This is a genomic window from Streptomyces sp. ISL-66, assembly GCF_018614135.1.
GTDB lineage: Bacteria > Actinomycetota > Actinomycetes > Streptomycetales > Streptomycetaceae > Streptomyces.
In genome coordinates, this window is sequence record NZ_JAGGOW010000019.1 from 19,823 (window position 1) to 41,730 (window position 21,908).

The 21,908-nt window shown below is 72.4% G+C and carries 22 protein-coding genes and 1 tRNA gene; 11 read left to right on the forward strand and 12 right to left on the reverse strand.

The features are described 5' to 3' along the window. Positions 1 to 28 precede the first annotated feature (28 nt). Positions 29 to 1,102 (reverse strand): endonuclease/exonuclease/phosphatase family protein, encoded by a 1,074-nt coding sequence (locus J7E97_RS04180; RefSeq protein WP_215022385.1) that lies wholly within the window; start codon positions 1,100 to 1,102, stop codon positions 29 to 31. A gap of 108 nt (positions 1,103 to 1,210) precedes the next feature. Continuing rightward, positions 1,211 to 2,803, reverse strand: a complete 1,593-nt coding sequence (locus J7E97_RS04185) for a beta-N-acetylhexosaminidase (RefSeq protein ID WP_215022387.1) — start codon at positions 2,801 to 2,803, stop codon at positions 1,211 to 1,213. A 52-nt stretch (positions 2,804 to 2,855) separates the two neighbouring features. Between J7E97_RS04185 and J7E97_RS04190 the strand changes: the two genes are divergently transcribed. The 3 genes from J7E97_RS04190 (at position 2,856) to glmS (ending at position 6,125) form a co-directional block, all read left to right on the forward strand. Then, positions 2,856 to 3,794, forward strand: coding sequence for a DUF4429 domain-containing protein (locus J7E97_RS04190; RefSeq protein ID WP_215022389.1), 939 nt, complete (start codon positions 2,856 to 2,858; stop codon positions 3,792 to 3,794). A gap of 107 nt (positions 3,795 to 3,901) precedes the next feature. Then, positions 3,902 to 4,177: a hypothetical protein gene (locus J7E97_RS04195; protein WP_215022391.1), complete on the forward strand. Its 276-nt coding sequence runs from the start codon at positions 3,902 to 3,904 to the stop codon at positions 4,175 to 4,177. A 130-nt stretch (positions 4,178 to 4,307) separates the two neighbouring features. Further along, positions 4,308 to 6,125 carry a glutamine--fructose-6-phosphate transaminase (isomerizing) gene (glmS, locus tag J7E97_RS04200; RefSeq protein ID WP_215022393.1) on the forward strand — a complete coding sequence of 606 codons (1,818 nt, stop codon included), beginning with the start codon at positions 4,308 to 4,310 and terminating at the stop codon, positions 6,123 to 6,125. A 184-nt stretch (positions 6,126 to 6,309) separates the two neighbouring features. On the opposite strand, the gene J7E97_RS04205 is transcribed toward glmS, so the two are convergent. Together J7E97_RS04205 and J7E97_RS04210 are read right to left on the reverse strand one after the other, a co-directional pair. Then, positions 6,310 to 6,876, reverse strand: a complete 567-nt coding sequence (locus tag J7E97_RS04205; protein WP_215022395.1) for a GPR1/FUN34/YaaH family transporter — start codon at positions 6,874 to 6,876, stop codon at positions 6,310 to 6,312. 99 nt (positions 6,877 to 6,975) lie between these two features. Beyond that, on the reverse strand, positions 6,976 to 7,506 hold the full coding sequence (locus tag J7E97_RS04210) for a universal stress protein (RefSeq protein WP_215022397.1): 531 nt from the start codon (positions 7,504 to 7,506) through the stop codon (positions 6,976 to 6,978). A 475-nt stretch (positions 7,507 to 7,981) separates the two neighbouring features. Here J7E97_RS04210 and J7E97_RS04215 point away from each other — a divergent pair, with 475 nt between their 5' ends. The 4 genes from J7E97_RS04215 (at position 7,982) to J7E97_RS04230 (ending at position 10,704) form a co-directional block, all read left to right on the forward strand. Beyond that, the gene (locus J7E97_RS04215; protein ID WP_215022399.1) at positions 7,982 to 8,302 is read left to right on the forward strand and encodes a hypothetical protein; all 321 of its coding nucleotides are present in this window, start codon (positions 7,982 to 7,984) and stop codon (positions 8,300 to 8,302) included. 376 nt (positions 8,303 to 8,678) lie between these two features. Further along, the gene (locus J7E97_RS04220; RefSeq protein ID WP_215022401.1) at positions 8,679 to 9,851 is read left to right on the forward strand and encodes a helix-turn-helix domain-containing protein; all 1,173 of its coding nucleotides are present in this window, start codon (positions 8,679 to 8,681) and stop codon (positions 9,849 to 9,851) included. An 81-nt stretch (positions 9,852 to 9,932) separates the two neighbouring features. After that, the gene (orn, locus tag J7E97_RS04225) at positions 9,933 to 10,535 is read left to right on the forward strand and encodes an oligoribonuclease (RefSeq protein WP_215022403.1); all 603 of its coding nucleotides are present in this window, start codon (positions 9,933 to 9,935) and stop codon (positions 10,533 to 10,535) included. A 96-nt stretch (positions 10,536 to 10,631) separates the two neighbouring features. Continuing rightward, positions 10,632 to 10,704, forward strand: a tRNA-His gene (locus J7E97_RS04230). Positions 10,705 to 10,832: 128 nt separating this feature from the next. On the opposite strand, the gene J7E97_RS04235 is transcribed toward J7E97_RS04230, so the two are convergent. Next, a complete protein-coding gene (locus J7E97_RS04235) occupies positions 10,833 to 11,858 on the reverse strand; it encodes a LacI family DNA-binding transcriptional regulator (RefSeq protein WP_215022406.1) in 1,026 nt (341 codons plus the stop codon). A gap of 95 nt (positions 11,859 to 11,953) precedes the next feature. Further along, positions 11,954 to 12,787, reverse strand: coding sequence for an NAD(P)H-binding protein (locus J7E97_RS04240; protein ID WP_215022408.1), 834 nt, complete (start codon positions 12,785 to 12,787; stop codon positions 11,954 to 11,956). A gap of 105 nt (positions 12,788 to 12,892) precedes the next feature. Here J7E97_RS04240 and J7E97_RS04245 point away from each other — a divergent pair, with 105 nt between their 5' ends. Both J7E97_RS04245 and J7E97_RS04250 read left to right on the forward strand, forming a co-directional pair. Beyond that, entirely contained in the window at positions 12,893 to 13,402 is a 510-nt protein-coding gene (locus tag J7E97_RS04245) for a MarR family winged helix-turn-helix transcriptional regulator (protein ID WP_215022415.1), read from the forward strand. A gap of 114 nt (positions 13,403 to 13,516) precedes the next feature. After that, positions 13,517 to 14,785, forward strand: coding sequence for an MFS transporter (locus J7E97_RS04250; RefSeq protein WP_215022417.1), 1,269 nt, complete (start codon positions 13,517 to 13,519; stop codon positions 14,783 to 14,785). Here J7E97_RS04250 and J7E97_RS04255 read toward each other — a convergent pair. From J7E97_RS04255 to J7E97_RS04275, 5 genes are all read right to left on the reverse strand, one after another. Next, on the reverse strand, positions 14,739 to 15,422 hold the full coding sequence (locus J7E97_RS04255) for an NADPH-dependent F420 reductase (protein ID WP_215022419.1): 684 nt from the start codon (positions 15,420 to 15,422) through the stop codon (positions 14,739 to 14,741). The two genes, J7E97_RS04250 and J7E97_RS04255, sit on opposite strands and share 47 nt — an antisense overlap. Before the next feature lie 137 nt (positions 15,423 to 15,559). Then, positions 15,560 to 16,273, reverse strand: coding sequence for a disulfide bond formation protein B (locus J7E97_RS04260; RefSeq protein ID WP_215022466.1), 714 nt, complete (start codon positions 16,271 to 16,273; stop codon positions 15,560 to 15,562). 8 nt (positions 16,274 to 16,281) lie between these two features. Continuing rightward, positions 16,282 to 16,446 carry a DUF5993 family protein gene (locus J7E97_RS04265; protein WP_215022421.1) on the reverse strand — a complete coding sequence of 55 codons (165 nt, stop codon included), beginning with the start codon at positions 16,444 to 16,446 and terminating at the stop codon, positions 16,282 to 16,284. A 181-nt stretch (positions 16,447 to 16,627) separates the two neighbouring features. Next, positions 16,628 to 18,019 carry a HAMP domain-containing sensor histidine kinase gene (locus J7E97_RS04270; RefSeq protein ID WP_215022423.1) on the reverse strand — a complete coding sequence of 464 codons (1,392 nt, stop codon included), beginning with the start codon at positions 18,017 to 18,019 and terminating at the stop codon, positions 16,628 to 16,630. 118 nt (positions 18,020 to 18,137) lie between these two features. Beyond that, positions 18,138 to 18,827: a response regulator transcription factor gene (locus J7E97_RS04275; protein ID WP_215022425.1), complete on the reverse strand. Its 690-nt coding sequence runs from the start codon at positions 18,825 to 18,827 to the stop codon at positions 18,138 to 18,140. A gap of 78 nt (positions 18,828 to 18,905) precedes the next feature. On the opposite strand from J7E97_RS04275, the gene J7E97_RS04280 reads away from it, so the two are divergent. Then, positions 18,906 to 19,451 carry a hypothetical protein gene (locus J7E97_RS04280; protein WP_215022427.1) on the forward strand — a complete coding sequence of 182 codons (546 nt, stop codon included), beginning with the start codon at positions 18,906 to 18,908 and terminating at the stop codon, positions 19,449 to 19,451. Positions 19,452 to 19,478: 27 nt separating this feature from the next. Further along, positions 19,479 to 21,050: a class I adenylate-forming enzyme family protein gene (locus tag J7E97_RS04285; protein ID WP_215022429.1), complete on the forward strand. Its 1,572-nt coding sequence runs from the start codon at positions 19,479 to 19,481 to the stop codon at positions 21,048 to 21,050. Here the strand turns inward: J7E97_RS04285 and J7E97_RS04290 are convergent. Beyond that, positions 21,018 to 21,890, reverse strand: coding sequence for a spermidine synthase (locus J7E97_RS04290; protein WP_215022431.1), 873 nt, complete (start codon positions 21,888 to 21,890; stop codon positions 21,018 to 21,020). The two genes, J7E97_RS04285 and J7E97_RS04290, sit on opposite strands and share 33 nt — an antisense overlap. Positions 21,891 to 21,908: the final 18 nt, after the last annotated feature.

Here is a 21,908-nt window from a genome sequence, read left to right on the forward strand (position 1 = left end):
GCCGGGCGGCCGGTTCCGGGGGTCCGGATCAATCGGTCGTGTGGACGTTCAGCGTGACCTTGCCGATCAGCGCGTTGTGGTCCGAGCACGCGCCGCCGCAGCTGGTGGGAATGGTCAGGGTGTCGGCCGTGTAGACGGTCGACAGGGTCAGCTGGTCCTTCCGGACGAAGATCATGTCGATCTTCGGGAGCTCGCCGCCCTCGCTCGGCGGCAGGTTCTTCCCGCACGAGCGCTTGTACTTCGTGGGATCGAGGTTGCCGGCCGCGGTGGCCTCCCCGTAGCCGGGGCAGCGGGTGTCCGTGTCGTCGAGCTCACGGTGCATGCCCGTGTTGTCGTGGTTGGCCGGGGTGTTGACCGAGTCCGCGTACATGGAGTTCAGCCGCCCGTAGGAGGGCTGGGCGTTGAAGTCCCCGGCCACCAGATAGGTGTCGCCGTCCGCGGCGAGCTTTTCAAGACGCTTCTGCACGGCCTGGATCTGGTGGAGGCCGTACGGCTTCGCGGTGGTCGAGGTACCGGTGATGTGCGTGGTGCAGAACTTCATCCCCGGCCGGTCGGCCAGCGGCGCGCACGCCAGCGAGTGCTGGGCCTCCCGGACCAGGCCGCGCGCGTCCAGATACGTGTTGTCGTCGGGAGGGAGCTGGTACTGCTCCAGCTCGCCGAGTCCGTGCTTGCTGAACAGGGCCATGCCGAACTCCCCGCTCCCGCAGACCGGGGTGACCCCGTCGTGGTCGATCGTGTTCGCGGGCACTCCCGGTATGAAGCGGGCGTACGGGGCGGTGGTGCCGCTCGCCCAGCCCTCCAGCTGCTTCCTGAGCTCGACGAACTGGTCGAAGCAGAGTTCGTTGAAGGAGACGAGGTCCACGGTGTTCGTCCGGGGCGCCGGAGCCGGGGGGTTCACCCCGTATCTCGGATTGTTGACCGCGTCCACGGCCGCCTTGACCATGCCGTTGCCGGTCGAGTTCTTGTTCATTTTATGACCGGAGACGTTCCAGTGGAAAGCCGCGTACGGCACGGGGACCACGGGCTCGGCCGAAACCAGGGGCTTGGACCCCACCGCCATCGTCGTCAGGACCAGGGCGATGACCGCGGCTGCCTTCCTCATGCTCGGATTCCCTCCCGGTGGCGCGGTATCTCCCCGCCACCCGAAGGGACATCGTCACAGGCCGCCCCGCTGCCCAGCCGGGCAGCCTTCCTTAACGGCGTCGCGCCGCTAGGACCACGGCACGTCCGGCGCCCGGTAATAGGTGATGTCCTGGGCGTCCAGGCTGGGGGCCTGGGCCGCCAGGCGGCGGCTGTACGAGGTCCAGTTCGGGGAGGCCGCCGGGGACCAGCCCAGTTCCGCCAGGCTCAGGATCCGGGGGAAGGCCATGAACTCCCAGTCGTCCCGCGTCGCGATGGTCTCCGTCCACAGCGGGGCCTCCACGCCCAGGACCGAGGATTCCGGGACGCCGGGCAGGTAGGAGCCCGGGTTCCACTCGTACGAGCGCCGCACCGGCACGTAGCCGGCCCAGGCCAGCCCCGGCTTCGTCGCCTTCTCGTACTTCATGTCCAGGTAGAGCCGGTCCGCCGGCGACAGGATCACCGGGTTCCCCGCCTTCGCCGCCGCGGCCACCGCCGCCTTCTCCGGCGCCGGCGTGCGGTCGTGGCCCCAGTACTGGAGCACCGCTCCCGCGGCCGGCCGCGCCGTCGCCAGCTGGTGCCAGGCGATCACCGTCTTGCCGTGCCTGCCCACGACCGCCTGGGCCCGGTCCATGAACGCCGCGTAGTCCGCCGCGGGCGTGGAGTGCGCCTCGTCACCGCCGATGTGCAGGTACTTCCCCGGCGTGAGCTCCGCGAGCTCGCCGAGCACCTGGTCGATGAACTCGTACGTCCGCTCCTTGCCCGCGCACAGCGAGCTGAAGCCGACCTTGGTCCCCGTGTACCGCTCGGGCGCCTTGCCGTCGCAGTTCAGCTCCGCGTAGGAGGCCAGCGCGGCGTTCACGTGCCCCGGCATGTCGATCTCCGGGACCACCTCCACGAACCGCTCCCCCGCGTACGCCACCAGGTCCCGGTACTGGTCCTTCGTCCAGTACCCGCCGGGCCCGCCGCCGACCTCGCCGGCGCCGCCGTACTGCGCCAGCCTCGGCCAGGAGTCCACCGCCAGGCGCCATCCCTGGTCGTCGGTCAGGTGCAGGTGCAGGGTGTTGACCTTGTACCGCGCGAGCTGGTCGACGTACCGCTTGACCTGCTCCACCGTGAAGAAGTGACGGGCCACGTCCAGCATCGCCCCGCGGTACGCGAAGCGCGGCGCGTCCGTGACCGTCCCGCCGGGGACCTCGCCCGGCCCGGACACCGGCAGCAGCTGGCGCAGCGTCTGCCCGGCGCGGAAGAGCCCGGCGGGCGTCCGGGCGGTGAGGGTGACCCCGTGGGGGCCGGACTCCAGCCGGTACCCCTCCGCGCCCGCCCCTTCGGTCTCCGCGTCGAGACGCAGCCGGATCCCGTCGCCCTCGGCGCCGTCGACCACGGGCAGCGGCAGTCCGCTGGGGCCGCGGAGCTGTTCGGCGAGGAGCTCGCCGACCTTGCGGACCTCCTCGCCGTCCGTCAGCCCGGTACGGATGACCGTGCCCGGTCCGAAGGCGTAGCCGGGGCCTTCGGCGCGTGCGGAGACGGGGGCCGGCAGGAGCCGGTCGTAGGCGGCGAGAGCGGCGGGGGCCTCGTCACCGGGTCGGGCGTCGTCGCCGCGGGCGGCGGTGGCACAGGAAGCGGCCGCGGGGACGACGGCGAGGACGAGGAGGGCGGCGAGTGCGCGTCGCGGAACTCTCATGCCCTCAGGTATAGACCAGCGGGGCCCACAGGGCCGATGCGAGAATCGAAGGATGGCGGAAATCATCCAGAAGGACGGCACATGGACCTTCGACGGGGACTCTGTGCGCATCGTGCCGGGCCGCGACAAGGGGGTGGGACTGCTGCGCCAGACGCTGGGCGAAGTGGTCGTGCCGCTGCGCGCGCTGGCCGGCGTCTCGCATGAACCCGGGCGCAAGGCGGGCCGGTTGCGGCTGCGCCTGCGCGACGGCGCCGACCCGCTGCTGCAAGTGACCGGCGGTCGGCTGCCCGAGGCCTCCGATCCGTACCGGCTGACCGTGGAGCCGGACCGCTCCGGGGTCGCGGAGTACTTCGTGGACGAGGTGCGAAACGCGCTCCTGCTGGACCAGGTGGATCCGGGGCCGGTGGACTCCTACCTCCTGCCGGGGCCCGCCGTGCCGATCACGGTCGGCGCGGGCGACGGGACGGTGGCCTTCGACGGGGACCGGATCACCCTGGAGTGGAACTGGACGACGGAGGAGGCCAAGCGCTCCGGCGGCGCGCGCGAGTTCCGGATCGGGGACGTGCGGTCGGTGGAGTGGGCCCCGTCGAGGGGGCTGGACAACGGGTGGATCCGCTTCGGCATGGCCGGACCGGGCCAGGCCGCCGCGCCGAAGTACGACCCGTACGCGGTGGAGCTGTTCGGCTTCAAGAAGGACCCGCTGATGGCGCTGGTCGCGGCGGCAGTGGCGGTGCGCCTGCCCCACCCCGCGGCGACCGGGACCGCGCGAGGCGTGGGTACCGGCACGGGCACCGGTCCGGTGCTCTCCCTGGCGGCCCCGCCCGTGGCCGTCCCGGGGGGCGCTTCCGCGGGCGCCCCGGCGGCGGACCCCTCGGCGGACCACGACGCCCTGTTGCGCCGGCTGCGCGAGCTGGGGGAACTGCACCAGTCCGGGATCCTCACCGCGGACGAGTTCGCTGTGGCGAAAGCTGCGGTTTTGGGGCGTTTCTGATCACCATTGACCGAAATTAACCGTTCCTCTGGTACGTACCAGCGCTATCCTGCCCGATTCCGGGCAGGATCTTTGCGTTCTGCGGTTCATGCCGTCAATATCTACGAATGCCCGACCGCCGCCCGTCGCACGACGATCTTGTCGACCACTTGGTGCGCAGCTCCTCGCTCCAGCGGGGCGAAGCCGCCCGAGTAGTGCTCGACGTGCTCGCGTACTTCGACGAGACGACCGAGGAGTTCGTCCGCCGCCGCCACCGTGAGCTCCAGTCCGGGGGCGCGGTCAACGCGGACATCTTCGAGCGCATCGCGGCGGAACTGCCGCACCGCGCCGTGGCGCCGCCGGAGCTCTCGCTCCGGCAGCTGCGCCGCATCGTCTACGGCTGAGCGCCGCCCGCGCCCCCCGGTCGGGGGCAGGGCACGGCCACACGGGCCGGGGCAGTGGCAGTGGCAGTGGCAGTGGCAGTGGCAGTGGCAGTGGCAAGAGAAACCGAAGCTTCAGGAGGGGAAAGACCGTATGTGCGGAATCGTGGGTTACATCGGCAAGCGTGACGTGGCACCGCTGCTGCTGGAGGGCCTTCAGCGACTGGAGTACCGCGGCTACGACTCGGCGGGCATCGTCGTCAACAGCCCGAAGTCCGCGGCCTTGAAGGTCGTCAAGGCCAAGGGCCGCGTCCGCGAGCTGGAGTCCCGGGTGCCCAAGCGCTTCGCCGGCACCACCGGCATCGCCCACACCCGCTGGGCCACCCACGGCGCCCCGAGCGACATCAACTCCCACCCCCACCTGGACGCCGAGAACAAGGTCGCGGTCGTCCACAACGGCATCGTCGACAACGCCTCCGAGCTGCGCTCCAAGCTGGAGGCCGACGGGGTCGTCTTCCTCTCGGAGACCGACACCGAGGTGCTCGTCCACCTCATCGCCCGCGCCCAGGCCGACACCCTGGAGGAGAAGGTCCGCGAGGCGCTCAAGGTCGTCGAGGGCACCTACGGCATCGCCGTCATGCACGCCGACTTCGCCGACCGCATCGTCGTCGCCCGCAACGGCTCCCCGGTCGTCCTCGGCATCGGCGAGAAGGAGATGTTCGTCGCCTCGGACATCGCCGCGCTCGTCGCCCACACCCGCCAGATCGTCACCCTCGACGACGGCGAGATGGCGACCCTGAAGGCCGACGACTTCCGGACCTACACCACCTCCGGTACGACGACCACGGCCACGCCCGAGACCGTGGAGTGGGAGGCCGCCTCCTACGACATGGGCGGCCACGACACGTACATGCACAAGGAGATCTCCGAGCAGGCCGACGCGGTCGACCGCGTCCTGCGCGGCCGGATCGACGACCGCTTCAACACCGTCCACCTCGGCGGCCTGAACCTGGACCCGCGCGAGGCGCGCGGCATCCGCCGGGTCAAGATCCTGGGCTGCGGCACCTCGTACCACGCCGGCATGATCGGCGCGGGCCTCATCGAGGGCCTGGCCCGCATCCCCGCCGACGCCGAGCCGGCCTCGGAGTTCCGTTACCGCAACCCGGTCGTGGACCCCGACACCCTCTACATCGCGGTCTCCCAGTCCGGTGAGACGTACGACGTGCTCGCGGCCGTGCAGGAGCTCAAGCGCAAGGGCGCCCGCGTCCTCGGCGTGGTCAACGTGGTCGGCTCCGCGATCGCCCGCGCAGCCGACGGCGGCGTGTACGTGCACGCCGGCCCCGAGGTCTGCGTCGTCTCCACCAAGTGCTTCACCAACACGGTCGTGGCCTTCGCGCTGCTCGCCGTGCACCTGGGCCGCATCCGCGACCTGTCCGTCACCGACGGCAAGCGGATCATCGACGGCCTGCGCAAGCTGCCCGCGCAGATCCAGGAGATCCTCGACGGCGAGGAGGACATCAAGAAGCTGGCCGCCGAGTACGCCGGGGCCAAGTCGATGATGTTCATCGGCCGCGTCCGGGGCTACCCGGTGGCCCTGGAGGCCTCCCTGAAGCTCAAGGAGATCTCCTACATCCACGCCGAGGCCTACCCGGCCTCCGAGCTCAAGCACGGTCCGCTCGCGCTGATCGAGCCGTCGCTGCCCACGGTCGCGATCGTCCCGGACGACGACCTGCTGGAGAAGAACCGCGCGGCGCTCGAGGAGATCAAGGCCCGCAGCGGCCGGATCCTGGCGGTCGCCCACCGCGAGCAGGAGAAGGCAGACCACACCATCCTCGTGCCCAAGAACGAGGACGAGCTGGACCCGATCCTGATGGGCATCCCGCTCCAGCTGCTGGCGTACCACACGGCCCTGGCCCTGGGCCGGGACATCGACAAGCCGCGCAACCTGGCGAAGTCCGTCACCGTCGAATAGCCGGACCGCGGCGGCCGCGCACCGGCCGGTCACCGGGCCACGCACCGGCCGCGCACCGGCCCGACACCGGCCCGACACCGGCCGCGCGCCGGGCCGTAGGCCCGCACGGCTCGCTCGGCCCGCACAAGAGGAAGGCCCCCGGGGATCCCCCGGGGGCCTTCCTCGTCCGCTTGCCCGCCTGCCGTCAGCTCGCTGCGACCGCCCCGCGCGAGCGCCTGTTCAACGCCATCGGCCAGCTCGCCAGTGCCGCGGTGGCCCCGTACCAGGCCAGCAGCCCGGCGAGAGCCGCCACCCAGCCCGCCGCCTTGGCCAGCCCGCCGCTCTCGGCGAAGGTGCCTATCGCCAGGAGCAGGAGGGAGAGGGTGAACAGTCCGTACACGCCCTGTCCGAACAGCCCGCCCGAGGCGCCGGCGGTGAGGGACAGCGCGAGCATGGCGAAGAGGACGAGGAACATTCCGGCCGCGTGTGCCGAAACCTTTCCGTCCGCGCCGTTGGCCCACGTGAACCAGAAGGCGCCGAGGCCTGCGAACGCCGTTCCGTTGAAGCCGTTGCCGCCGCGGAATTCGAGGATCCCGAGGACGAACAGGGCGAGACCGCCCAGGAAGGTGGCGAGCGACACGGAGTTGGCCGCGGTCACACCGTCGATGATCCCCGTGTGGCCGATTCCGTACGCGAGAAGGGTGAGTCCCAGGGCGATGTGCCCGAGGGTCGAGGTCGAGGCCGTGCTTCCCGCAGAGACACCATTGTCCACGGCGGGCTCCCTTCGATCTGCAGTTGTTTGCTGCGTCCCAGCAGCCTTTATCTACCCCTTACAACGGGGTTCACAACCACACAATCGACATACAGCGTGTTACGGGATGACAACAACCGGTCGCTGCGCCCGTTTTGCCAGCCGGCCCGCCACCGAGCCGAAGATCCGGCCGACGATCCCGTGCGTGGAACCGACCACGATGGCGTCCGCCGAATACTCCCGGCCGACCTCCTCCAGCTCGTGGCAGATGTCCCCACCCCGCTCGACCAGGATCCACGGAACCTCGGACAGGTAGTCCGCGCAGGCGAGCTCCAGGCCCAGCACCTCGGTGCGGTGGTCCGGAACGTCGACGAAGACCGGCGGCTCGCAGCCGGCCCAGACGGTGGTGGGCAGCCGGTTCGCGACGTGGACGATGATCAGACCGGATCCGGAGCGACGGGCCATCCCGATCGCGTACGCGAGTGCGCGCTCACTGGAAGTGGAGCCGTCGAAGCCCACCACGACGCCGTGCCGGAAGGCGGGGTCGCAGGGATGACGTGGCTGTTCCACCGCGCGCAGCTCGGCCGACGCCGGGTCGGCGAGGCGTTTGCGCTTGCGGTCCGCGGGTTCGGAGAATTCGTGACCGGCCATGGGTGTCTCGGCGAAGAGGTCCTCAGGGGAAGGGACAAGGCGGCGGAGCGGCAGTGGGCGGAAGCGACGACGTGAGCAGTGGCGTTTCGGTAAATGGCGACTCAGTGTGACCGAGCTCTGTCCGGGAAGCATCTTCCCAAGCCCTTACCCACCAGGGTACGGCGACACTCCTGTGCTGCACAGGGCTTGCCGCCCCTGGAGAGCGTCCAAGGGAGCATGCCGCAGCGACGCCCCCTTGGCAATGGCCGCTGTCCCCTACAGGCAGTGACGAGCAACCCCGCGCCGGGCACGTGCCACTCGTGCGCGCAGTGACCGAGCCGCGCCGCCCGCCGTTGGACACGAGTCCGACCGTCCAGGAAGAGCCCGCAGGGAGCACGCCGTGCCCGGTCATCCGGTTCACCCCGTCCAGCCCGCTCAGTCGCCCGCTCAGCCGACGCAGTCCGTCCACATGTCGCCGCCCGCGCTTCACTCGTCCGTGCAATCCCCGCGACACCCCCACGAGGACCCCGCGGGTGACGTGGTGCGCTGGGCCGCCTTCAGCTGCCTGCTCGTCCCCGTGGTCCTCGTCGTCTACGGCACCTCCTTCGGCGGGGCGGCGGTGGCCACCCTCGGCCTGGCCGCCGTCACGGCCGCCTGCCGGGCGCTGCTGCGCCACTCGGAGAAAGCGGCGCGGAGCGCGGTGCCGGTCCTCGCGGAGGAGCCCGTACCGCCCGCCCAGCGCGGCCGGCACTCGCGGGCCGGGGCCGGATCCCGTCGCGGATGTCACGGTTCCGGTGGGATGTCCCCTCACGACTGACCGGTTCACACATCCACACCCGCACGTTTTAAGCCAACTTCCCGGCAGGTCACCCCCCTTGCCGGAATGTCCCCCCAACCCCCTCACCATCTGCGACCACGGCGCCGGAGGGGGACTTTGACCCTATGGGTACTGGCCATGGCCGGACAGTGAGCTTCCCACCCGGGTGGCGGAGTGGAACGCTTCCTGATCGAATGCTTTTCGCCAAGTTGCCAAGTCGACATAGCGCTGCGTGCTGAACTTGTCACGCCGACACCACGGGACGCAGTAGATTCGATCATGTATTTACGGCGGGGGATCCACGTGCAAGGCCGAGGGGAAACGTGCAGGTGCGACCAGACCAAGGAGTCGCGACACCCAAGGGGGGCTTAGCGCCATGAGCCAGGATTCCACCGCCGTCATCGCGGACGGCAGGAAGCTCGCGGGGCGTCGCCGCAGAGAGATCGTCGCGGTGCTGCTCTTCAGCGGCGGCCCGATCTTCGAGAGCTCCATTCCACTTTCCGTGTTCGGCATTGACCGGCAGGACGCGGGAGTTCCACGCTATCGACTGCTCGTGTGCGCCGGGGAGGACGGTCCGCTGCGGACCACCGGCGGACTCGAACTGACCGCGCCATACGGGTTGGAGGCGATCGCCCGGGCGGGCACGGTCGTCGTTCCCGCGTGGCGTTCCATCACCTCCCCGCCGCCACCGGAGGCGCTCGACGCGCTGCGCCTGGCGCACGAGGAGGGGGCCCGGATCGTCGGACTGTGCACGGGAGCCTTCGTGCTCGCCGCCGCCGGTCTGCTGGACGGCCGGCCCGCGACGACGCACTGGATGTACGCGCCGACGCTGGCCAAGCGCTACCCGTCCGTCCACGTCGATCCGCGCGAGCTGTTCGTCGACGACGGCGACGTGCTGACGTCCGCGGGCACCGCGGCCGGAATCGATCTGTGCCTGCACATCGTGCGCACGGACCACGGCAGCGAGGCGGCCGGGGCCCTGGCCCGCAGGCTCGTCGTCCCGCCGCGGCGCACGGGCGGCCAGGAGCGCTATCTCGACCGGTCGCTGCCGGAGGAGATCGGCGCCGACCCGCTGGCCGAGGTCGTCGCCTGGGCGCTGGAACACCTCCACGAGCAGTTCGACGTGGAGACGCTGGCGGCGCGCGCCTACATGAGCAGGCGCACGTTCGACCGGCGGTTCCGCTCGCTCACCGGCAGCGCGCCACTGCAGTGGCTGATCACACAGCGGGTCCTCCAGGCGCAGCGGCTCCTGGAGACCTCCGACTACTCGGTGGACGAGGTCGCCGGACGCTGCGGGTTCCGCTCGCCCGTCGCCCTGCGCGGTCACTTCCGCCGGCAGCTGGGGTCCTCCCCGGCCGCCTACCGCTCGGCCTACCGGGCCAGGCGTCCGCAGGCGCCGGACGTGGCCCAGGTGACCCAGCTGTCGGATTCGCCGGTTCCGCACCAGCGCACTCCGCAGCCCCAGCGGGCCGCGGCGGCACTGGCCGCGGCCGGTTCCACGGTCACGGAGCTGTACGCCCCGGGCCGGGTCCTGCGCGAGCACGCGTAGCACCGCGAAGGCACTGCTCGGAGAAGGTCCCCCACATCGGTGGTCACCGATGTGGGGGACCTTCCGCATAAGGTGGGGCGCATGAACGATCGCATGGTGTGGATCGACTGCGAGATGACCGGGCTCTCGTTGACGGACGACGCACTTATCGAGGTGGCCGCACTGGTCACCGACTCGGAGCTCAACGTGCTCGGCGAAGGCGTGGACATCGTGATCCGCCCGCCGGACGCGGCCCTGGAGACCATGCCCGACGTGGTGCGCGAGATGCACACCTCTTCCGGCCTGCTCGACGAGCTGGCCGGCGGAACCACCCTCGCGGACGCCGAAGCACAGGTCCTGGCCTATGTACGGAAGCACGTGAAGGAGCCACGCAAGGCTCCGCTCTGCGGAAACACGGTCGGGACCGACCGCGGCTTCCTGCTGCGCGACATGGCCGCGCTGGAGGGGTACCTGCACTACCGGATCGTGGACGTGTCCTCGATCAAGGAGCTGGCGCGCCGCTGGTACCCGCGCGCCTACTTCAACAGCCCCACGAAGAACGGCAACCACCGGGCGCTCGCGGACATCAAGGAGTCCATCGCCGAGCTGCGCTACTACCGTGAGGCGGTCTTCGTGCCGCAGCCCGGACCGGACTCGGACACGGCGCGCACCATCGCCGCGAAGTACGTGGTCTCCGGCGAGTAGCACCCACCGGAGGGCGGCGCGGGGAAAGGGGGGAGCGAGCACCCTCCCGGACCCTGTACGCTTTTCTTCGGCCGGTCGGTTTTCCGACCGGACATGGTGGGTGTAGCTCAGTTGGTAGAGCACCTGGTTGTGGTCCAGGTGGCCGCGGGTTCAAGTCCCGTCACTCACCCTGCGAGAGGGCCTCGTTCCGCGAAAGCGGGGCGGGGCCCTTCGCCTTTCCCCCGGCGCCCCTTCTTTTCATACTTTTCGTACGGTGCTTCGCCGCCCCGGCCCGGGCTGCGAAGCGTCAGAAGCGGCTCACGACGACTCCCTGACCACCAGCTCTGTCGGGAGCACCATGGCCGCGTCCCCTTCTTCTCCCGCTATCCGCGCGAGCAGCAGCCGCGCCATGGTCCGGCCCATCTCCTCGACCGGCTGGCGCACGCTGGTCAGCGGCGGGTCCATGTGCCGGGCGAGCACCGAATCGTCGAAGCCGACCAGCGCCACGTCCTCGGGTATCCGGCGCCCGGCCGCGCGCAGCTCCCGGCAGGCGCCCGCCGCCATCACGTCGGAGGCGGCGAAGACCGCGTCGAGGTCGGGGCGGCGCTCCAGCAGGTCGCGCATCGCCCCGCGGCCGCCCTCCTCGGTGAAGTCGCCGTCCGCGATCAGCAGCTCGTCGACGGGGTGCCCGGCCTCCGCCAGCGCCTGCCGGTAGCCGTCGAGGCGGCACTCGGCCCCGTAGACGTCGAGGGGTCCGGTGATGGTGGCGATCGCGCGCCGACCGCGGCCCAGGAGGTGGCGCACCGCCGCGGCCGCGCCCGCGAGGTTGTCGGAGTCCACCCAGGGCAGCGTCTCGGCGGCGGAGCGGCGCCCGCTGAGCACGGTCGGAATGCCCAGCTCCGCCAGCAGCTCGGGCAGTGGGTCGCCGGCGTGGACGGAGACGAGGAGCACGCCGTCGACCCGGTGGCCGGAAAGGTACTGCGCGAGGCGCCGGCGCTCCCGCTCGTTCCCGGCCAAGGTCAGGACGAGCTGGACGTCGGTCTCGGCGAGCGTGGCCCCGACCCCGCGGACGACGTCGGAGAAGTAGGGCTCGGCGAAGAAGCGGGCCTCGGGCTCGGGGACGACGAGCGCGATGGCGTCGTTGCGGTTGGCGGCGAGCGCGCGGGCGGCCCGGTTGGGCACGTAGCCGAGCTCGGCCACGGCGGCCTCGACGGCGGCCCGCGTGTGCCCGCTGACCTTGGACGAGCCGTTGATCACCCGTGAAACCGTGCCGCGACCGACTCCGGCGCGTGCCGCGACCTCTTCCAGCGTCGGCCGTCCCCCATTGCGCGTCTGACCGCTCATGTGTGCCTCCCGGTCGTGAATCTACCTCCGTACGCCGCTCCGGCGCCCCCGGTGCGCGACGCCGGCCGGGACCGGGATCGCGCCGTCGCGGCGCATCAGGCCCGGAAGGCGTCGGCGTGGTCTTCGGACCAGGTTTCGAAAGTGCGGGGCGCGTGGCCGGTGAGCCGCTCGACCGCGTCGGTGAGGTCCACCGGGAGGCCGTCGGTGGAAGCCCAGAAGTCGAGCAGGGCTTCGGCGTACGGGCCGGGTATGTACCCGTCGACCTCGGCCTTCCACTGCTCGCGGGAGACGGGCTCGAACGGTATGGGACGGCCGACCGCTTCGCCCAGTATGGCCAGTTGGCCCGTGAAGGTCAGCGACTGCGGGCCGGTCAGGGTGTGCGCGCCTCCGCCGAGCGAGGGGTCGGTGAGGACCCCGAAGGCGGCCTCGGCGATGTCGGCCTCGTGGACCGGGTCGCAGAAGGAGCCCGGATAGGGCAGGTGGACCGGCCGGCCGGACTTCAGCGACCAGGCCCAGCCGAGGGCATTGCTCGCGAAGGACCCGGGCCGCAGCAGGGTCGTGCGCAGCGGGGAGGCGAGGAGGGCCTGCTCGACCGCGAGGTGGGACGCGGCGAGCGGGCTGTCGGCGGCGTCGGGGGCGAGCACCGAGGAGGAGGACAGGAGCACGACGTGCTCGACGCCCGCGGTGACGGCCTCCTTGATGAAGGCATCGACGGCGGTGGCCTCGGCGTAGAGGAAGACGGAGCGGATTCCGGGGAGCGCTCCGGGAAAGGTGGCGGGATCGGTGAGGTCGCAGTGGACGGTCCCGGGTTTGTCCGGCTCGCGGGAAGCGAGGCGGTGCGGCACGCCGTGGGCGGCGAGGAGGCCGGAGAGACCGCGGGCGATGGCGCCGCGGCCGCCGGTGACGAGGATCTCGGGGTGCTGTGACATACGACGTACTTCCTGTTCCCGATTGAGTAGACTAAGTACGTGACACAGATTCTGCGTTGCGCAATCTCTGTGTCACACACATAAATCTGGAGCACGGAGAACCCGATGTCAACCAATAACCCCCGTTCGAGTGACGAGTGGACCCGCGCCGAGCTGCTCGCGCGCATCGTCACCGATAGCCAGCGGCACTACGCCGACTACTCGCTCTTCAACCAGGCCATGGCCGACCACGTCGGCCTGCACCCCACCGACATGCAGTGCGTCGCCCTCCTCGACATGGAGCCCGCCCCGGTCAGCACCGGTGACATCGCCCGCCTCACCGGCCTGACCTCCGGCTCCGCGACCCGGCTCGTCGACCGCATGGTCAAGGCCGGCATCGTCGAACGCCACGCCGACCCGCACGACCGCCGCCGCTCCCTCGTCTCCCTCGCACCCGCCGCCCGCGAGCGGATCGGCGCCGCCTGGGAGACCCCCGGCCGCGCCTTCGGCGCCGTACTCCAGAGCTACTCGGACGCCGAACTCGCGGTCATCGCCGATTACCTGCACCGCGCCGCCGAAGTCGGCCGCGCCCAGGCGAAGCGGCTGAACTCGGGCTCCGACGACGACACCGCCTGAAGCCGGCCAGGGGCTACCGAAGCGGCCATTCCGCCGCTACGGTCCCCGCCAAGGGCAACAACGCGCGCCGGAGAAACGGGAGGGTCGGCGCGCGGCTGGAGGTTGTCCGTGCCCATGTCCGTGCCCATGTCCGTGCCTGCGCCCGCACCCGAAACCGCTCCCGGCGGATTCCGCGGGGTCTTCGCCCTCGGCGGTAGCGCCCTCCCCGTCTACGGGTTCCTCGCGCGGCTCCCCGCCGCGCTGTGCCCCATCGGGACGCTCCTGCTCATCAACGAACGCGACGGCATCGCCGCCGCCGGGGCCGTCGCCGCGGCCCTCTGGCTCGGCCAGGCGCTCGGCGGTCCGGTCATCGGCCGGCTCGCCGACCGGCGCGGCCACCGACCCGTCCTGCTCTTCGCCTGCGCCGCGAACGCCGCCGTGCTCGTCGCCCTCGTCGCGGCCGTCCTCGCCGGGCTGCCGCCCGCCGTCCGGCTGGTACTGGCCGTCGCCGCCGGCCTCACGTCGGCGCAGGTCGGGCCGCTGGCCCGGGCCCGGTGGGCGCGGCTCGCCGGAGAGGACAAGGCTCTGGTCGGAGCAGCGCTCTCCTTCGACACCACCCTCGACGAGGTCGGTTTCATGGTGGGGCCCGCGCTGGCCGGGATCCTGGCGGTGGCCGTGCATCCCGCGTCGGCGCTCGTCCTGGCGGCCGCCTTGATCCTGCTCTTCGGGACGCTCTTCGCCCTGCACCCCACGGCGCCGGGGCCGACGGGAACCGCCACCGCCGCACGCGGCGACGTAACGCTGTGGTCCCCCGGTCTGGCGCTGCTGTTCGCCCTGGCCGTCCTGCAGGGCGCCGCGTGGAGCGGGGCCAATACGGGGATCAACGCCCTCGCCGAGTCCGCCGGATCCGCGGGCACGGCCGGGCTCGTCTGGTCGGCCATGGCCGTGACCAGCTCGATCGCCGGCTTCGTGACGGTGGCCCGGCCCGGTTCGGCGGACCTGACGGTCCGGCTGCGTCGGACCATCGTCGCCCAGGCCCTGCTGACGCTGCCCCTGCTCGCGGTAACGGGCCTGTGGGGCGCGGCCTTCGCCGTCGCCGGCATCGGACTGGCCGTGGCTCCGCACCTCATCGCACTGTTCGGCCTCGTCGAACGCGCCGGACCGGCGCAGCGGATGGGCGAGGCCATGACCGTGGTCGGCAGCGGCCTGATCATCGGCCAGGCACTGGCCGCGGCGGCCGCGGGACCACTCGCCGAGGCGTACGGACACCGGCCCGCCTTCGCCGTGTCGTGCGGCGCGGCGGCCGCCTCCGCCGTGCTGGCATCGGCGGCGGCCGGGCGAATGAGGGAGCCGGCGCTCAGCCCGGCGAAGACCCGCGCTTCGCACCCTGCACGTGGAAATTGAAGTCCGTGTGGCCGAGAGCCCCCATCAGCCGGAGCCAGAGCGGCAGCAGCATCTCCGTGCCGCGCGCCGTCTCGATGCCGCCCAGGTCGATGACGGTGTGCTCCCTCCAGTCGAAGGAATACAGGAGCTCCCGCACGGCCTTCTTCGCCTCGGCGTCCTCGCCCGACAGGAAGACGGTGTGGTCGCCCTCGACCCTGACCGGATCCACCATCACCTGGCAGTTCATCGTGTTCAGCGTCTTGACGACCCGCAGGCCGGGGAAGGTCCGCTGGATCAGCTCGCCCAGGCTGTCGCTGTCCACGGGGTCGAGTCCGGGCGGAAAGCCGTGCGAGAAGTCCAGCGGGTTCGCGATGTCGATCAGGACCTTGCCGTCCAGGTGCGCGGCGTCGGCCTCCGTCAGCGCGGCGACGCTGACCCGCCCGCCCGTGGCGTTGACCAGCGTCTCGCCCTGCCGGGCCGCCTCCGCGAAGGACGCGAGCCCCGCCCCGGGGTTGGCCGACTGCCATGCTGCGTACTCGGTACGGGCGAGGGTGGCCTCCGGGTCCCGCGTGCCGATGACCACCTCGTGGCCGAGGGAGAGCAGCCGGGTGGCGATCGTGCGGCCGACGATCCCGGTGCCGAGGACTGCGTAGCGCATGACGGCGTCCAATCGAATGTCGAATGCGGGACTTCGCGCAGGGGCGTACGGGCCCGCGGTGGGCCCGCGAGCGCGCCCACTCAAGCAGGTCCCGCGGATTCCCGCACGGGCGCCGTCAACTCCGCGCCAAGGTCATTTCACCGCGGTACGACAGGCGGTACGGCCGGTGGTACGACCGGTGGCGTGGCGGGTGGTGGTGTGGCGGGCGGCTCGTCCAGGATTCCGACGTCGTAGAAGAACTGGTAGCGCGCCGGATCGTCCGGCAGGAACCAGTGGAAGCCCTCCTCCAGGAAGACGGCCACGAGGTTCACGGCGATCACCAGACCCAGGAACCACAGGGCTGCCAGCCCCACCGTCCGGTACGCCCCCTCCCCTTCGGCCGGGACGGCCCGGTCCGCCGTGGCATGGGCGAAGGCCATGACGACGCCGACGGCGACGACCGAGGCCTGGAAGAGGATCCACGCCCAGACGTACAGGTGCAGGCCGAACACCTCGCTGCCGTACCCCTTGTCGCCCGGCAGGACGTGCAGCATCGTCTGCCGCCACGACGTGAACGAGCCCCCGATGACGGCCACCAGGGCCAGGCCCCAGCCCGTCATGTAGTCGCGGCCGGTCACCGTCCCGCGCGTCAGCGCCGTGTGGACGATGTGCGCGGCCCCCATCGCCGCCAGCAGCATGAACATCCGCTGCACGACGCAGAGCGGGCAGGGGTACTCCCACAGCCCGAACTGGTAGAAGAGTCCGCCGCAGACGACGCCCGTCCAGCCCATGACGAACACACAGGCGAACCAGTACTGGACGCGGCCCAGCAGGCCGCCCCCCAGCGGCGCCTCCGGGAGGAAGCTGTGCATGACCACGGTCAGTAGCTCAGGGTGAGGGCGAGGCTGCTGGTGATGTGGTGCGCCAGCAGCAGGATCACTGCGAGGAGCAGCAGCCACCAGGCGCCCAGCACGACCGTCCGGGAAGAGTCCCGGTACATCGCGATCAGGGTGGCGAGGAGGCCGCCGAAGATGAGGGTGTCCATGGCGCGGACCGTATCGACATGGGGACATACCAGTCGCGCGGCGCGCCCCCGGCCCGCCCCCGGTTACGCCGGTCGCCTGCCGGTCGCCCCGCAGGCCGCCCCCGCCTCGCCTGCCGGTCGCCCCGCAGGCCGCCCCCGCCTCGCCCGTCAGTCGCCCCGCCGCTTGCGCCGGCTGCGCCCGTCAGTCGCCCCGCCGCTTGCGCCGGCTGCGCCGTCCGTCCCCCCGTGCCTCCCGCTCGCCCTGCGCCCGCCCGTCCAGCGCGATCCACACCCGGACCTCGGTCCCGCCGAGGACCGAACGCCCCAGCCGCACGTCGCCGCCCGTCGACTCCGCGACCCGCCGCACGATGTCCAGGCCGAGGCCCGTCGAACCGTCGCGGCCCCCGTCGTTGCCCCGCCGCAGCGCCGCGTCCGGGTCGGAGATCCCCGGCCCCGCGTCCGAGACGAGCACGATGACCGCGTCCCCGGCGTCGTGGACGTCCACCGCGAAGGGCGTGCCCTCCGGGGTGTGCCTGAAGACGTTGCCGAGCATGGCGTCGAGCGCGGCCGCCAGCTCCGGCCGGGCCACGGGGATCCGTACCGTACGGTCGACCCCCGCGAGCCGCACCTCGCGGCCCTCGTCCTCCGCCAGCGCCGACCAGAAGGCCATCCGGTCGCGGATCACCTCGGAGGCGTCGCAGCCGGCGCCCGCGCCGCCGCCCGTGGCGGAAGCGGGCGCGCGCTGCTCGCGCGCCGTACGGATGATCGTGTCGACCTCGCGCTCCAGTTGCTCCACGGCCGCCCGCGTCTGCTCCGCCGCGGGACCGTCGCCGAGGGAGGCCGCGTTGAGCCGCAGCACCGTCAGCGGCGTCCGCAGCCGGTGCGAGAGGTCGGCGGCCAGCTCCCGCTCGTTGGCGAGGAGTTCCATCACCTGGTCCGCCATCGAGTTGAACGCGACGGCCGCCGATCGCAGTTCCTTGGGGCCCTCCTCCGGGACCCGTGCCCCCAGCCGGCCCTCGCCCAGCCGGTGCGCGGCGTCCGCGAGCCGCTCGGCCGGCCGCACCAGGCGGGCGCCGAGCCGGTCCGCGACTCCCACCGAACCCACGATCAGGGCCAGGCCGACCCCGGCGAGGACCACCCAGGCGGTCGCGACGCCGTTGCTGAGCTCGCTCTCCGGGACGTGGATCTCCACGACCGCGATGTCGCCGGTGCCGAGCGCGATGGGCTGGAGCAGCGCGGAGCCGGCGCGCCCCACCGACACCGTGGCCGCCCGCCCCATCTCCCGGGTCCGGGTCACGGCCTGCTCGCCGGCCCAGCCGTCGCCGATGTCCACGCGCGGGCTGCTTCCGGTCGCCGGGATGTGTACGGCCATCCGCCGGGCGGCACCCATCTGCGTGGACTCCACGGCCTTGCGCAGCTGCACCGGGTCGGTGGTGATGGCCAGCGTCGGCCCGATGGTGGCGGCTTGCCGCTCGGCGTTGGAGAACGCGCGGTCGCTGGCCATCTCCTGGACGACCAGCCCGAGCGGCACGGCGAAGGCCACGACCACCATGGCGGTGACGGCGAGGCACACCTTGACCAGCGCCCACCTCATCTGCGGCGGCTCGCTCCACCGAGGCAGCGGCACCGGCGGTCGTCACGGGCGCCCGCCCGGTGCGACGGTGCGGCCGTCGCGGTCGCCCGCGGCCCGGCGGCCTCCTCGCGTGCGCCGCTCACGCCGGCGGCTCCAGCTTGACCCCGACACCCCGCAGCGTGTGCAGGTAGCGCGGGCTGGCGGCGGTCTCGCCGAGCTTGCGGCGCAGCCACGACAGGTGGACGTCGATGGTCTGGTCGTCGCCGTACGACTGCTGCCAGACCTCGGCGAGCAGCTCCCGCCGGGCCACGACCACGCCCGGCCGCCCGGCGAGGAAGGTGAGCAGGTCGAACTCCCGCCGCGTGAGGTCCAGTACGGTCCCGTCCAGTTCGGCCTGGCGGCGCAGCGGATCGATGGCGAGGCCGCCGACGCGCAGGACGCGGGAGGGCGGCTCGGCGCCGGCCGCGGAGCGGGCGCGGCGCAGGACGGCGGCCATCCGGGCCGACAGGTGCTCCACGGAGAAGGGCTTGGTCAGGTAGTCGTCGGCGCCGTCGTTGAGCAGCCGGACGATCTCCGCCTCGTCGTCGCGCGCGGTCGCGATGATGACGGGCACGTCGGTGATGCCGCGCAGCATCTTGAGGGCCTCGGCCCCGTCCAGGTCCGGCAGCCCGAGGTCGAGGATCACCAGGTCGAAGCGGTGGTGCGCGACCTCGCGCAGCGCCTCCAGGGCCGTGCCGACGCTACGCACGGTGTGCGAGGCCTCGGTCAGGTGCCGGATGAGGGCGGAACGTACGAACTGGTCGTCCTCGACCACGAGCACACTAGCCATGGCCCGCACCGTAACCCATTTGGGGGACACCCCGGGGTGGCGGGCCACGTCTGTGGCGGGTGATGCAGTATGTCCCCGATGCGACGAGGACTTGCACATGCCGGGGCGTGGACGCTGGCGACCGGGGCGGCGGTGACGCTGTCGTGGTGGGGCGTGCACACGGTCATGTCCGGCACGGCGTACGATCCGCCGCTCGCGGTGCCGCTGACCACGCAGTCGCTCTCCTCCTCCACGCACCGGGCGCAGCCGCCGGACCCGTCGCCCGACGAGTCCTCGCCGTCGGCCCCTCCGTCGCCGTCCGCTCCCGCCCCCTCGGGGCCCGGCTCGCCTTCCGCCGCCCGTTCTCCGTCCGCGTCCGCGTCCGCGTCCGCCCCGCAGCCGTACGGGAAGGGGTCCGGGAGCGAGGTGGTGAAGTCGTACACCGTCTCCGGCGGCCGGGTCGTCTTCGATCTGCACGCCTCCACCGCCGATCTGGTCTCGGCGACCCCGTCGGCCGGCTGGCGGATGCAGGTGTGGAAGCAGGAGAAGTGGATCCGGGTGACCTTCACCCGTGACGGCCGCGAGGTGTCCGTGTTCTGCACCTGGCACGACCACCCGCCGCTGGTGGAGATCGTCGACCCGTAGTCGTTGCCGCACCGATACGGTCACCGTATGAACGGCGGCGCGCGGTACGTCACGGATCTGATCGATGCCTGCGAGCGGTACGCGGACCGGCCCGCACTCGGGTCGGGGCCGTGGGTGCTCACGTACTCCGAGGTGCTCTCCTGGACGTACCGGCTGGCGGGCGCCCTGACCGAGCTGGGCGTGCGGCGCGGATCGGGGCTGGCCTGCGTGTCGGCGGGCAACCCGCCCCGGACCCTGCTGGTGCGGCTGGCCGCGCACGTGCTGGGCGCGCGGTTCACCCACGTGTGCGTCGGTCCCGCCACCCACGGCCTCGACCTCCTCCTACGGGACTGCGCGCCCTCCCTGGTGGTCCACGACACCCCGGTACCGCCGGGCCCGGCCGCCCGCATCGGCCTGGCCGGACTCTTCCGGCTGGCCGCCGCCCGCCCGGCCCTGCCGGTCCCGGTGGCGGCGCGCGGCGAGGACGTGGCGCGGGTGACCTACACGGGCGGCACGACGGGCCGCCCGAAGGGGGTGGCCTCGACGTTCGCCGCGATGGCGGCCCGGACGGCGACGCGCGACGAGCCCGGCGGCGGGTCCGATGGCGGGTCCGAAAGCGGGTCCGATGGCTCCGCCCCGCCGGTGTTCGTATCGACCGACTCGCTCTCCCAGCGCTCCGGCGGCCGCTGCCTGGAGCAGCTGCGGGTGGGCGGCCGCGCCGAGGTCCTGCACCCGTTCGGCACCCGGGAGTTCGCCGAGGCCTGCCGACGCCTGGGACCCGCGTCCACGTATCTGACCCCCGCGATGCTGTACCGGCTGCTCGACGACCCGGCGACCGCCGACGGCGTGCCCGGTCTGGTGCGGGTCTCCTACGGCGATTCCCCCGTCCACCCGGAGCGGCTGCGCCGGGCGCTGAGCCGCTGGGGTCCGGGGGTGCGCTGGCGCCAGGGGTACGGGATGACGGAGGCGGGCGTGCTCTGCCGGCTGTCTCCGGCGGACCACGACGCGGCGGCCGCCGACCGCCCGGAGCTGCTCGGCTCCGTCGGCCGGCCCGTACCCGGGGTGGAGGTGGAGGTGCGCGGTGCGGGAGGGGCGGCCGCTGGGCCGGGCGCCACGGGCGAGGTGTGGGTGCGCTCCCCGATGGTGATGGCCGGCTACCGCAACCTGCCCGCCCTGACGGCGCGGGTGCTGCGGGACGGCTGGCTGCGGACCGGGGACGTCGGCCACTTCGACGCCGAGGGGTACCTGTACCTCGACGACCGGGTCAAGGACGTGGTCATGGTGGGCGGGGAGAACATCTACTGCGGTCCCGTCGAGGCGGCCCTGACCCGGCACCCCGCCGTGGCCAGGGCGGCCGTGGTGGGGCGGACCGACGACGTCACCGGGGAGGCGGTGTGCGCGTTCCTGGTCGCGGCTCCCGGGCACGCCCCGACGGACGCGGCGGCGGCCGAGGCCTGCGCGCTGGTCGCGGAAGCGCTGGCGGAGGGCCACCGGCCGGCGGCGGTGTTCTGGGAGGCCGAACTCCCGCTGACCGACCGGGGCAAGCCCGACAAGCGCAGGCTGCGGGCGATGGCCGCGGCCTCCCGCTCAGCGGAACACGGACGGCGGGGGCTCCGGTGAGGCCACCGCCGAGGCGTCCGAGACCGGGACGGCGCCGCCCGCGAAGTCGGTGAGGGCCCGGCCGTGTTCGACCCGGCCGGGGTGCGGGTCGCTCGCCACGCGGCGGGTGAACTCGGCGAGCGGGAGCTCCCGGTCGGCGGCCACCAGAACGGCGTTGCCGAAGCGCTTGCCCCGCCACACCACCGGGTCGGCGGCCAGCGCCAGCTCGGCGAACCGGGAGGCGGCCGTCGCGATCTGGCCCCGCAGGTGGGAGAGGGGCGGACCGTCCGCGAGGTTCGCCACGTACCAGCCGCCCGGCGCCAGGGCCCGGCGTACGTCGTCCAGGAACTCGGCGCTCGTCAGGTGCGCGGGAGTCCGGGCGCCGCTGAACACGTCCGCGATCACCAGGTCGGCCCACCCGTCCGGGACCTTGGCCAGGCCCGCCCGCGCGTCGAGGGCCCGGACCCGGACCCGCGCCTGCGGGTCCAGGGGCAGGTGTTCCCGTACGAAGGCCACGAGCCCGGCGTCGATCTCGACGATCTGCTGCGTCGAGCGGGGGCGGGAGGCGGCCGTGTAGCGCGCGAGGGTGAAGGCTCCGCCGCCGAGGTGGAGCACGTTCAGGGGCTGCCTGGCGGGCGCGAAGAGGTCGATCAGGTGGCCGATCCGGCGCTGGTAGGAGAAGTCCAGGTGACCGGGGTCGTCAAGGTCCACGTGCGACTGCGGGGCTCCGTCGATGAGCAGGGTCCAGGCACGGGGCCGCTCCCGGTCGGGCTCCAGCGCGGCCTGGCCGCCGTCCACCTGCCCGAGATGCGCCTCGGAGGTGTCGCGTCCGCGCCGCTTGTCCTTGCCCTTGCCTGCCACCCGCCCATTATGGCTGGT